General features: G+C 49.7%; 10 protein-coding genes. 2 read left to right on the plus strand and 8 right to left on the minus strand.

All coding sequences use genetic code 11. From position 1 onward, the window contains the following. The first annotated feature begins 6 nt into the window (after nucleotides 1-6). Together OGY18_RS24015 and OGY18_RS24020 are read left to right on the plus strand one after the other, a co-directional pair. Entirely contained in the window at nucleotides 7-1,158 is a 1,152-nt protein-coding gene (locus OGY18_RS24015) for a Fic family protein (protein ID WP_048227653.1), read from the plus strand. Between the two features lie 125 nt (nucleotides 1,159-1,283). Beyond that, entirely contained in the window at nucleotides 1,284-2,060 is a 777-nt protein-coding gene (locus tag OGY18_RS24020; protein ID WP_121572319.1) for a hypothetical protein, read from the plus strand. 30 nt (nucleotides 2,061-2,090) lie between these two features. On the opposite strand, the gene OGY18_RS24025 is transcribed toward OGY18_RS24020, so the two are convergent. The 8 genes from OGY18_RS24025 to traW form a co-directional block, all read right to left on the minus strand. Further along, on the minus strand, nucleotides 2,091-2,360 hold the full coding sequence (locus OGY18_RS24025; protein ID WP_048227650.1) for a hypothetical protein: 270 nt from the start codon (nucleotides 2,358-2,360) through the stop codon (nucleotides 2,091-2,093). A gap of 72 nt (nucleotides 2,361-2,432) precedes the next feature. Further along, complete coding sequence (trbC, locus tag OGY18_RS24030; protein ID WP_069325145.1) at nucleotides 2,433-4,733, minus strand: F-type conjugative transfer protein TrbC; 2,301 nt, start codon at nucleotides 4,731-4,733, stop codon at nucleotides 2,433-2,435. A gap of 3 nt (nucleotides 4,734-4,736) precedes the next feature. After that, nucleotides 4,737-5,918 (minus strand): thioredoxin domain-containing protein, encoded by a 1,182-nt coding sequence (locus OGY18_RS24035; protein WP_069325144.1) that lies wholly within the window; start codon nucleotides 5,916-5,918, stop codon nucleotides 4,737-4,739. A 52-nt stretch (nucleotides 5,919-5,970) separates the two neighbouring features. Continuing rightward, complete coding sequence (locus OGY18_RS24040; protein ID WP_069325143.1) at nucleotides 5,971-7,179, minus strand: secretion/conjugation apparatus DotM-related subunit; 1,209 nt, start codon at nucleotides 7,177-7,179, stop codon at nucleotides 5,971-5,973. Between the two features lie 302 nt (nucleotides 7,180-7,481). After that, the gene (gene excA, locus OGY18_RS24045) at nucleotides 7,482-8,114 is read right to left on the minus strand and encodes a plasmid IncI1-type surface exclusion protein ExcA (RefSeq protein ID WP_053069310.1); all 633 of its coding nucleotides are present in this window, start codon (nucleotides 8,112-8,114) and stop codon (nucleotides 7,482-7,484) included. Between the two features lie 61 nt (nucleotides 8,115-8,175). After that, nucleotides 8,176-10,338, minus strand: coding sequence for a DotA/TraY family protein (locus OGY18_RS24050; RefSeq protein WP_053389037.1), 2,163 nt, complete (start codon nucleotides 10,336-10,338; stop codon nucleotides 8,176-8,178). Nucleotides 10,339-10,394: 56 nt separating this feature from the next. Continuing rightward, nucleotides 10,395-10,937: a conjugal transfer protein TraX gene (gene traX, locus OGY18_RS24055; protein ID WP_048227645.1), complete on the minus strand. Its 543-nt coding sequence runs from the start codon at nucleotides 10,935-10,937 to the stop codon at nucleotides 10,395-10,397. Continuing rightward, a complete protein-coding gene (traW, locus tag OGY18_RS24060) occupies nucleotides 10,934-12,136 on the minus strand; it encodes a conjugal transfer protein TraW (RefSeq protein WP_048227644.1) in 1,203 nt (400 codons plus the stop codon). Before traW ends, traX begins: the two co-directional genes overlap by 4 nt. Between the last annotated feature and the right edge of the window lie 4 nt (nucleotides 12,137-12,140).

A 12,140-nucleotide genomic window follows, 5' to 3' on the forward strand; every position in this document is an offset into this window, starting at 1 on the left:
GCTTTAATGAATCGAGTAACAGGCCACTACAAAACCACCCAAAGCCACAATGAGGCTGTTCATGCCTTTGTGCCATTTCCTCTGCCACCAACGAAACCAGAACTGGATCCCCATGTATGGCAAGAACAAAATACACGAGCTGAACTTGCCCTGGCCAGGCTTTCAGGTATGTCTGGTCTCGTTGCCTCCGGAGAGTGGCTCATTTACAGCGCCTTGCGCCGCGAGGCATTGCTAACTTCCCAGCTGGAAGGTACCCAAGCTACCCTGACAGACGTTTTTGATGACGAAGCAGGTTTATCCGTTGCCAATGCGGATGATGTTGAAGAAGTTACACAATATCTGCAGGCATTCCGGTATGTCCGGGAACAAATTAACTCACCTGAAGGTCTTCCTGTATCGGTGCGGTTGATTACGGAAGCGCATAAGGTTCTTCTCAATGGTATTCGTGGCGCTAATAAACAACCCGGCAACATCAGAACCAGCCAGAACTGGATAGGCGGAACTCGTCCTGGTAATGCGGTCTATGTTCCTCCTCCCCCGGAAGAAGTCACGAACCTCTTGTCTGATCTGGAGCTGTTTATTCACGACCAAAATCAGACGTTACCTCCACTCGTTAAGATTGCCCTGGTGCATGCGCAATTCGAAACTATTCACCCCTTTCTGGACGGTAATGGACGCATTGGCCGACTGCTTATTGCAATCCTGCTGGAAGAATGGGGTGTCCTGCCCGAACCTCTTTTATATGTTTCCGGGTACCTGAAAAGCCATCAGGAAGAATATTACCGGTGTCTGTCAGAGATACGGAGCTATGGGAACTGGGAGCAATGGGTATCGTTCTTCCTGGAAGGGGTGGAGATAGCTGCTGAGGAGGCTCAACGGAGTATTATTCAGATAGCTTCTCTCATCGCCATGCATCGAAAGATGCTACTTGCGAACACCTCGACGTCCTTGCAAACCATGCGTCTTTTTGAGTTACTGCCAGTTATGCCAAGATTAACTGTCGAACGTGCTCAGTCTGAACTTGCGGTAACGTTTCCTACTGCCAGTACTGCGATCAAGGTACTCGAAGCTACAGGCATTCTTGTTGAAACGACTGGCAGAGCTCGCGGGAAAAGCTATGTCTATAAGGATTATGTCGACCTCTTGAGAAATGAGTGAGGGTTATAGCTACTCCAATACTTTTTAACGTCGCCTGCAAGGGTTTCTGTGCCTTGTCTTAGCTTTTTCTTCACGAATACACTGTGGCCTCCACCGCGGCATAGGGTATGTCCAGGAAATATGATTTGAAAATTGATGAGCAATTTTTCTGGAAAATATTTCGCGTTTTTTTTCCAGAACTACGTAAGTGGGTCACCAGGGCGCTGATAGCTGCCGGTATATCGATGTTGTCAGGGCCACTTTGGGTCCCCTATGTGAACGCATTTTTATCCAGGTACGCAAGCATTAATATACCAGATACGAGCACGAGTGGATGGGTATGTCTGGGGCTGGGTCTGCTCTGTTTGATAGCGAACGAAACACTGGATCGCTGGCCATCAAAAAAGAAGATGACTGCAGAAGACAAGGAAGATAAAAATACTCTTTATGAGTTATTCAGCCAGATGCACTTGCCTACTTATGACTGGTTTTTCCATCACGGAAAAATAACGTGGGTATATATTCCGGCACTTCATTACCACTACGGTGTTGAGGGTTATATTCAGGCTACTCAGTTCCATCTTCATGACAAAGAAATCAGGAAGTCTGTAGAGCTATTTTACAAGTCATGCTCGCGGGCATTTTCTTATGCATGGTACTTCGTTGAAACCAATAACCCTCATCTGCAGAAGTTCGGCCATCAGCACAATGTACATACTGATCCGTTGGCAAAGGCTGCTCATGATGATTTCCGGAACGCAGTATGTGAAGCAGAAGGGCACCTGAAAGACCTGTGCAAAGCGGTTAAAACAAAATATCCGGACTTTGATATGGAAGAAACGAGCAAGATCGCTAAGGATGAGCAACGGTCGTATTCGAAAGCACTGAATTTTGACTCAGCTACCTCCAAAGCAGAACTATAAAAACAAAAAAGGCCGCTTTCGCGGCCTTTTTTAGTTAAATGCAATGCGTGGAACTACTTCCCATTCCGCGTGGTCATTCTTTAAAACACATTTGTATTCAGAACCATCATGTTTAATCTGCAAACCGACGGTATAAAGCTTCTCGCCATCGGAGCAGGCGTACGCCTTCTGCTGGTTCGTGAGGAGGATGTTACGGATTTCAGTCAACTGCGCCACGGCATTGGCGTCTACAACAGGTTGGGGCGCTGCAGCGGCAACGGCTGAAAAACCAAAGAGTGCGGCAAAAATTAGTTTCTTCATTTCATTTCCTTTCGTGCTATATCATTTTGATTATCGGCAGTTGTTCCTAAAACCCGACAAATTTTTGAACTGTCACTCTGGCCATTCCATATCTGGCTGTGGTGAACTTGTCTGTTTTGGGGAGAAGAATGGCTCGTTTCTGTGCCGGGCAGGAGGAACATAGGCAGGTTGTGGAAGTGTCAGGTTCCTCAATATTGCATCCGGCGCCAGCTGAATTTCTTCAGCGTTTACTTCCGTCGATTCTGACTCAGGTTTATTGAGTGTGATGTACCGGATTGTTCGTTCCGCCATAGTGGTTGTTCTGATGATCTCCAGCGCTTCTGCCCAGAGGTTTTCTTCCCGTCCTCCGTGGTCCATGTCATATTCTGTCATCAGATTGTGTGCTTCCTGCCGATTGGCCAGCCGCTGCTGGAAGGTATCGATTATCTTCCAGGGTTCAGTTCTGGCCGCTTTACGCCGGCGCGAGGGTTTTTCTGTAAGTACACCAATGATTTTGCTGACGTTCTCCGCTGCCGGCAGACGGCGCTGTGCTGTTCGTGGGACAAGTTTGCGCAGTTGCTTAAGATTCGGTGGGTTAATCGTGATATATCTATTGATAATGACGGGGGCATTGCATGTTTTATCCTGAGGTTCGATGTAGAAAGATGCTCCTGGAACTGGATCACCTTGAAACACTGTGTAGTTCTCACCGGGTTGTAGCTTAATCAGGTCCTGCACATTGATTTTGTTCTCCATCTGGATATTGATGTGGTCACCATCGATCCAGGAAGTGCCAATGAGACCGTCTTGCCGCTGCAGGCTGACCATATTCGCCCGGGCTTCCTGCCCTGCAGCATTACTGATTGTTCTTGCCGTTTTATCATCACTCACGATTTTTCCGGCGACTTTGGTGCCTGCGTTCTGCATAAGGGTTGCGACGTTGGCCGCTGAGGTCTGATTTTCAATGCGCTCCTGGTCCTGACTCATCATTACAAGTGCAAACTCAAGAGAGCGTACCTGTGTAGCCTGAACGGCTATTCGCTCAGTGTAGTAGGCTCCCACCTCATCGAGATAATTCATGTAGGGGAATTTGCCTTTGTATTTGGTGATTTCAAGCGCTTCTGAGTCCAGTCCCTCCAGCTTGTGTCCAAGGTCCCGGGCCAGGATCATGCTCTGCTGGGTAACAAACATTCTCCCCAGTGCAGAGGTTGTGTGCTGCGACGTGTTCATGGCCGGGATCAACACCAGGAGTATGCGGTCGCTGTGAATACTGTCACGAATATCGATGTCGCCGGCATCCTCAGCGAAGATATTGCCGAACGTTTCTGTGAATGTGTTGAAGGTTTCCAGAAACTGGCCCGTCAGGTAGCTGTGCTGCTTGCGCGGCTCTTCTGTCCAGGCTGAAGGCTGCCGCACGGTGGCCATATCGAAACCCGGTACGTCTACCAGATAATTATAGAGCGGAGAGACAGCTTCTTCTGGCCACTGATCATCCACGGCACGGCAGTAAAGCCCGGCCAGTTTCTCCAGCGGCATAAACTCGCGGAGCAACTGCAATGACATGGTTTTGTTTTCACGGACACAGTAAAACTTTGTGCCAAAGACCAGCGCCTTGTTCATTGCAATAGCTCTGGACTGCCATTCTCCACCCTGTACGTTGGTCGGCAGCATTGATTGCATCGTCTCAGCCACAAAGGCCTCAGTGCTGTAGCAGAAGGGGTTCCACTGGTGAGACTGTGGCCGACTTTTATCTCCGTTCTGGATCATCTCACTGCGGGACATGCCGCTGTTCATGAAGTTGATGTACTCCACATCGTCCTCACGCCCAAAGCGGCGAGCCAGATAGTAGCAGGTACGTGCAGTGTCGTTCTGCGCCTTGCCGTCAACAAAGGTGAATCCCCGTCCCCAGCAAAATGAATTGAGCATCCACGCATAGATGGTTTCGGTTTTCCCGCCACCGGTCGAGGCAAAGAACATTACATGGCGGGTCAGATCGTCAAGGGTGAGCCACAGCTCGCGTCCGATATCATTCATTCGCTTATAGCCAATGTAGAATATCCCCTTACCTTTGCTTTCCTGCGTTGTTTCGTACTGAAACAGTGAGGGAAATGCTCTGAAAAAACTGCGTCGTACCTTCCTGTCTTCAGACGGATCTACTTTATTGAGGTGGACTGGCATTCGCATCGGCATGCGCCAGCGGTGGGTACCGAAGCTGATGCTGGCCACTATGGCCAGCAAAAGAAAGAGCGGTATGGCGAGTGGCCAGATAAAACTCGCCACCACACTTCCAGCCATAATTCCGGCATACAGCAGGTGGTCGCGCATAAGCTCAAGAACAGGGGAATTCCAGGCATTGCGCTTCATGAGCGCCTGATTTACGGGCGTATTATTCATGGGTTACTCCGGGATGCTGAGGGAATTCACAAAACGGTCGACTTGTGCTGGTGACATTGGATCGGTAATTTTCATGAAGTGAGCAATTTTATCCGGCGCGCCCAGCATGCCTGTTGCTAGGCGAATACCTGTGTCAGTCAGCACTGTCGGCGTACCTGAGAAACCAAATGTGCGGAAGCCTGTATCGTTTACGGCCACTACGGCCTGAGCCGACGCGGAACAGTCTGAAGTCACCTGTTGAGAGGTTGCCTGTCCAGGAACCTGCATGCCTGCGTCCGGGCGGAAAAGTTCGCCCCATGCTACAGCGCGTGCAGCCAGGTCTTTTTCGCACAATACCGGAATGATTTTATCGACGGCATCACCACCGTCATTGACTACCGATACAGGGAAAATGACCACGTTGTAATGTTGTGCCAGCTGTTCGATTGCTGGTTCCATGCTTTTGCAAACCGCACAGGTTGGATCGAGGAATGCATACAGCGTGCGTTCATGTCCGGTTGAGAGTGGGATGGTGAACAGACCCCGATCGGCGCTGCGCTTCAGTATACCTACCATCTTCTGTCGGGCTGACTGTTCCGTTGCTTCTGTTTTTACTGGTGTGGCTGGCGTTACCGGTGTCGCTGCCGTCTGCAATGCTTCAGCAGGAGAGGCCGGTAAGGATTCATGGCTTTCCTTCATAATATTCTGCATGTTGGCAGATTCAGCCTGTGCAGCGTGGCTGACTATATTGTCAGTCGACGGGAGAACCGGCATTTTAGGTTGCCCCTGAATAGCTGCAGGTAGCTGAACAGGGACAGGCCCTGCGGGTACTGTCAGTTCTGTGTTACTGAACTTGAGTGAGGTATGGTTGCCTGTACCCATGAGCCATAACGAGGACGCAATCAGTGCACCCCCGACGAGAAGCGCAAGGGATTTAATGCGGCGTTTTATCACGGCCTTACTCTGAGCCTTGAGTTGTTGCGCTATGGTATTGAAGACGTCTGACGAATCGTGCATTGGGTCATCAAGAAGCGTCACGGCTTCTTTTGAATACGCGTAAAAGGCAATCAGTTTTTTATCGTGAATGGCCATCCTCTGTGGAGCACAGAAGATAAGCAGGGCCTGAGGAGCGTTGTGCCCGTGTTGATGTAAAACGACAATGGTGTCGTGAAAACGAAAGGTGGTGTAAGTGTTTTCCTGTGACATAAGGAGACTCCGGTAGACGGTAAGTTAATTAGCGTTAGATATGTTCGGATTTTCAGAAGCTGAGCTCGTCGTCGACTCCAGGGCGAGTGATGACATCTTCCGTCAGTGACCAGTTGGTCCGGATGCGACGTCTGCGGTCCCGGTCTGGCTGAGGTTCGTCCCAGATTAGCCCCAGGGACAGCATATCGATGCGCAGCCCCTCAATGGCTTCATCGACGCAGGCTTGCGGGCAGGGCAGGCCAAGCCGGATAGCCTCACTCTCGGTGCGGGCGACGGCGACGATACCCGCTCCTTCAATAAATCCTTTGGTGGTGTTTGCCCGGTGCAGGGCATAGAAGAGGGGACGATCCACTCCCTTGAGCCATAGCCAGTTAGGCGGTGTCAGCCGTAAATCATGTGCGTACAGCCAGACCATGCCACTTCTGACGTAGCGGTGCTCATGCAACCACTTTTTCGCGCCTTCGCTCTGGATGACACGCTTAAAGGCAGTTCTGGCCAGCGCATAGACTGGTACTGATAATTTCCCCTTATCACGGCGACTTTTGAGACGGCAGGAACGGTTCAGTTCATCCATCAGCGCTTTTGCTGCCGGGCGATCGTCCAGGAAAAACTGAAGGCCGAATATTGCGAACAGAGCTTTTTCATGCGGCGCAAGGCTTTTCCATCCATTCAGCGGACGTCCCAGCTGCGCCATGAAAACAGCCCGGCAGCGGGCAACATCGAGCTGCATGTTACTGATGAGTTGATGTTCTTCTACGAAACCTTCCGGGGTTTGTGCCGGACGTCTTTCCGGACGACGTTTATCCAACAAGAGACGACTGGCATCTCCCTCACTAAGGATGGGGGAAATTGCAGGAGAAATAGCTTCCATGGCGAACGGCAATGTACTTATGTCGAGTACCCGCCGAGTTTGCCAGTTGCGGGCTGGATGGTGTAACCAGCTCCACAGGGAAGCGGTGGACAGGGGAATGAGGAATATCATCAAGATCCCTGTCGTTTGCTCCATCACGTTGATCCACTGATCGTACGTGATGTATTGGGCATTGTTGGCGGTGACGGCCAACAGGTTATAGCGCGGTGCGGCCCAGGTATGGAATGGTCCAAAGTCAGCCATACCCCACAGGATATGCAAAATGAAACATGACCAATACACAAACTCGGGCAAGTACAGCCAAGCGACAAGCAGAACCATAATTCCCAGGATGGCGAGGGCGCCGAGAAATTCAAGCGGGTCATTCGATCCCACGCGAGCGGATGTCATGGATAAACTCCCAAGATGAAGACTAACTGAATAAAAAAGGGCAACAACGCATGGACTTATCTAAAGTCTGTAGGCGTGTTTACTGATGGCAACGGAAGGTGAAAATATATTGATTGGTTAAAAATTAAATTATTGTGGATCTGATATGGATCCCCTTTATTTGAGTAATAATCAATAAGGAGTCAGATTGTGGTTTTAATTATCATTATCTGTTTTAGAGTGAATTTTCAGGGCAATGATCTACTTTAATAAAAATAGCCGGTAATTAAACCGGCTATTTATTGGAGGGGAGTAGATGTGTTTTAGGCAAGAACGGGAACTGGTAGTCCTGTCAGAACTTCGATCTCGGCACGTTTTTTATTCACGACATCATTGAAGTTAAAGTTATAGCTGTATCCTTTATTGTTCATTGCGTGCAAATGGTTAGCAATACTGGATGCAGCGCCGGTATCAATAAGAATCATCGGCAACGATGTAAACTTTGTGAACAGGCGCAGCTTTGAGTCTTCAACCTCTGTACGGGTAAGGCTGTAAGCATCGAAACCAATGACATCCATAACGTTGCCAGGATAGATTCTGATGTACAAAAACGTTCCTTGCTGGAAGTCGAAACCCAGATAGGTACTTTGCCAGAAGAGCCAGCCTTCTGAGTTGATGTCCGGCTTGAAGTGCCCTGTATCCTTGATTTTCTCAATAACAGCAAGGATCTTTTTTTTACGATTATTGGCTATGCCGTAATTTATGATGAATGGGGCGAACAGCATAAACCAAAGACTAAAGAGAAAAATATAGTCACTTCCAATAACATAATCCCCGCTCGATACATATAAAGTAAATAGCGGAGCAAGTAAAACTAATGTAATAACTCCGAACCGCAAGAATAGAGTTCTGACTACATAATATGGAAGCCACCATTTAGGGAATCTATCTTTCACAGTCAACCCTCCTTAGGTATTTCAATCAATATTATAGCACTACTGGATAGATGTCCACATCTCAACTTTTGATTCCATCATTATTTGTTCCATCGGGGCCATTCATACCCTTTGTATTAACTCCAGGGGTATGGCGTATATTTCTCCCACCGGCTATAAACATATCTTTCACTGAGCCAGCCATACTGCCAAGGGTATTGGCTGCATCCCTTCCGCCCAAGAATGAAATCACGTAGTCCGGTAGATATGCCTGTAATGCAAACATACTGGATACCAGTGCTGTACACAGGCGTGCATAAATCATTAAGAATCCAACAAGACTGAAAACTCCGGTCAAAGAATTTGCCTGAACATTGACCAGAGCTGCTCCGAACAATGCGTGTAAGATTGTACCTACAGCTATAATCGCGACAGATGCGAAAAAGAATCCAAACACCATGAGGGTTGGGCGTATCATCGTGTCGATCAAGTAGATATAGCCGTACGCAGCACGACTACCTCGATCCTGTGAAGTACCTAGATGTGTAGCTCCCCACAGAGGGCCTGCAGCACAGCCAACAAGAACACTGACAATCCAGTTTCCAATCCCTGTCATCCAGAAAATGAATGGTATAAACGGTAAGTAGATTGATAAGGTAAACCCAGCCGTAAACATGAGCAGCAGCAGGAAGTATATTGCTGGAGATATAGCATCCAGACCTTTATTAATCGCGCTGACTGTGCCGGTAGATAAATCTAGCGCTTTACCTACCAAGCTTCCTTCCCCAGCAGCTGCAATGATTCGAACAGCTGTGTATGCAGTTAATGTGCCTTCGGCAGCTCCAAACGTGTAATCGCCTACATTTTTCATCTTAATAAGCGGGTTAACTTGCCCATTTACAGAACCTGTTCCACTTAATGAAGTTGCTAAGTAGTTGGTTAACCTCTGCATGGGCCCACCGACAGTTTTCATGAAATAACTATTTGGATCATTCCCATCTACTGCCGTTTGTTCATCGTTTGAGATAGTGGTCCCCAACGCCGGACTGTAACTCGAATTCTGCAATTGAGTTCTGTATGCGCTCATTACTGCACTGAAAAGTTCTCCGCTGCCAATTTCCCCTAGAGAGGACATCCCACTGGTCGCCGGTGCGCGACTGGCAACTTCAGTCAGGCGTTGGTTGGCCGTTGCGAAAGTCTGATACCAGGCGCCGAGAGACGCCCAGCCGTATGTATCGAGGTAATTCCTGACAGCATCCTGAATGCCATTTTGCTCACTCTGTGCCGGCAGCGCACGCTGTACTGTTTGTTCATAGTTGTTGGCAGCTCGTTGAATGCGCGTTTCTATATCCGGGAGTGTGCCGTTTCCGGTCGTTCGCTTATTCATAAATCCTGTAACAAACTCGCTGGCAGCGCTATCCATATCCTGAATCATGGCTTCCATCGCTTTGTTTTGTGCGTCCACGACTTCACGTGTGTCGCTATTACTGAAGGGATTAAAGAAGCTCCCAGAGCCAGACGAGGAGCCTGATTTCTGTTGTTCCGGAATTGTTGCTGTGCCACACACTCCACTGCCGTTCGTGACCCGGTAGGTATAATTTCCTCCAGACGAACCGAATCTCTCAGTCATTTTTGCTGTGGTGGAATTGGCAGTGCTGCTGTAATCGTCCAGTGCCGTATTGATGGCGTATTTGCACAGCTGCATCTCAAAAATACCGCGTGCAGATGTACGGGTCGAGGCCTGGGTGGGCTGCACCGTCAGGGAGTAGCCGCTGGCAATATCACTTGCAGCTTTGGACACCATCAGGTTGGCAGAGCCCACGCCCATAATCGATGCGCCCCAGAGGATGATGAGCTGAGACATGCTCCAGCCATTGGCTGTCGGGATAATCATCAAGAATCCTGAGACTGTACTCAGTGTACTGGTGATATCGCGATCGCCACTGAATACCTTGCCCTGATGCCCCGTTTTGTTGATGTGCTTCAGGCCAATAATCACAAACCAGACGACGGCAAGGACGGCAATAATTCCGTTAAACAGCGCAAACAGATTCCCGATCATCGTGGTATTACCGGCGGCGAGAGGGTCTAGCACCACGTCGCCGAAGATAGTGACCAGAGCCTGTCGGGAAAGGTCCTGGGCATTGGTCGCAGCAGAGACTATATCATCGTAAGTGACACCGGCGCGTGCCGGGATAACAGGTATAAGCAGCCCTGCACAAAGCGCACGAATGAGATTTTTCACGGTAACTCCGGATAAAACATGAATGCCGGGATGGCGGTTGGGGCAGAAGAGGGCCGTTATTTTCCGAGAATGGAATCTCGTAAGGCATGTGTTTCCGTCCTGAAATGCTGAAAGGTGCCTCCTTCAGCAAGACTCACACGCCGGTTGCGTAACTGCCACAGTCGATAGGTTACGATTAGCGCTTTTGACCACGCCACGCCAGCGCCGGAAAACAGCACCACACAGGTGCTGATCTGGTGTGCAGTGATACTCCCACCGATAATGAATGTTGTCAGTGGTGCAAGCGGAACGAGTATAATCATAAGCCAGAACAGAAATCGCCAGCGCCGGCGCTGGCTAACATACCCCTTATCCAGCTGTTCGGTAGTACAGCCGGATTCCTCAACGGCTTTTTCCCAATCAGGAGAAGCAGGCAGTTTGTCGTCGGTGTTAAGCTCAGGAAAGGCATCACGCATTCGCTCCAGATTGCGTGATGTCATGTGTCGAGCTGATCGTAGAAACCACTTTGTTTCCTGCACAGGTAGAAAGATGCTAAGCAATCCGATGGTGATACGCCCGGTGAGGCTTTTTTTTCGTGAGACTATTTTTTCAGATGTCATTTGGCCGCTCCCTGGTTCATGGCTGATTCGAGTTGTTTTAGTCGTGGGGCATAGGACTGACGGGCAAAGGCAGCGAGCAACTGGCCGTCGATAACGTTCCCTTTGCGTATCAACTCTTTAATGTCATTAAGTTGCCAGTTCATCTGCGCCGTGGTTCGGATGAGTTCGCGCATAAGGTTATCTCCGTTCATTTGCTGCAGGTCAGAGAGATAGGCTGTATTGGCATATCGACGTCCGGCCTCAAAGGATTCAAATTCTCGCTGGCTCATGTAGCCTTTCGCTTTCGCCTCCGGTGAAGCCACATCATCAAAATACTGCGCTGCGGAAGGGGACTGCAGTGCTTCTTTCAGGGCATCACGGGTGGTTTCACTGGGCTTACTGTCGGCAATCAGCGAGAGCTGAGGTTCAGAGGCGGCATCGGTGATACCGTTGTACTCGTTGAGCAATCCTACATACGTCCGTCCGGTTACGGTGTTGACTTCACCTTTACCGGGCGTGCGACCGGCCGAAGGGCGCGATGTGTTTTTCATGTAGGCCATTGCGGCGTCGGTCTGTTCCTGTGTCCAGGACAGTGCTGGTGCCGTCCCTTCCGGTCCTGCTCCACCATAGATCGAGCGTACTTGGCTGTCACCACCGGGCATTTTGCTGACGGCTGGGCAGATCCCCGTCCCACCAAAACGCTCATATTCTGCTGCTGTGCAGTACGCTGCATGCACGTTCGCACCGTCATAAGCGTCGCGGGCCTGCTCTTCTGATGCAGTGGAAATCCTCTTACGCACCGCTGAGTTGGAAACGCCTTTGCCGGAAGAGAGTTTTGATGCGGTACTACCTGACGCACTTTTACTTTGTGCAGCAACGCCGGAGGCTGAATCACTGCAGATCGAATCCGGTACCGAAAAACTCTGTCGAGCTTCTTCCAGCCGTTGGGTTTCATTATTGAAAATCATTTGCTGACGGGTGGCCTGTCCATCCTGATTAATCAGCGCGCCGAGCTTGTCAGCATTCTGTGTGATTGCTGTACCGGTGGCCTGCTGCATCTGTAGTATTTCGACCAGCGTTGCCTGGATGGTGGCCATCTCAGGCAGAACCTGAGTAGTTATCGGAACACTGGAGTTCACGTTGACGGTGAAAGCACTGGCAACTGTGGGAAGGCTGGACGCGATGGCAAGCGCCAGCGCGGGGAGATGGCGTTGTATCATGAAA

It is taken from the genome of Citrobacter sp. Cpo142, assembly GCF_030332425.1.
GTDB classification, from domain to species: Bacteria; Pseudomonadota; Gammaproteobacteria; order Enterobacterales; family Enterobacteriaceae; genus Citrobacter; species Citrobacter portucalensis.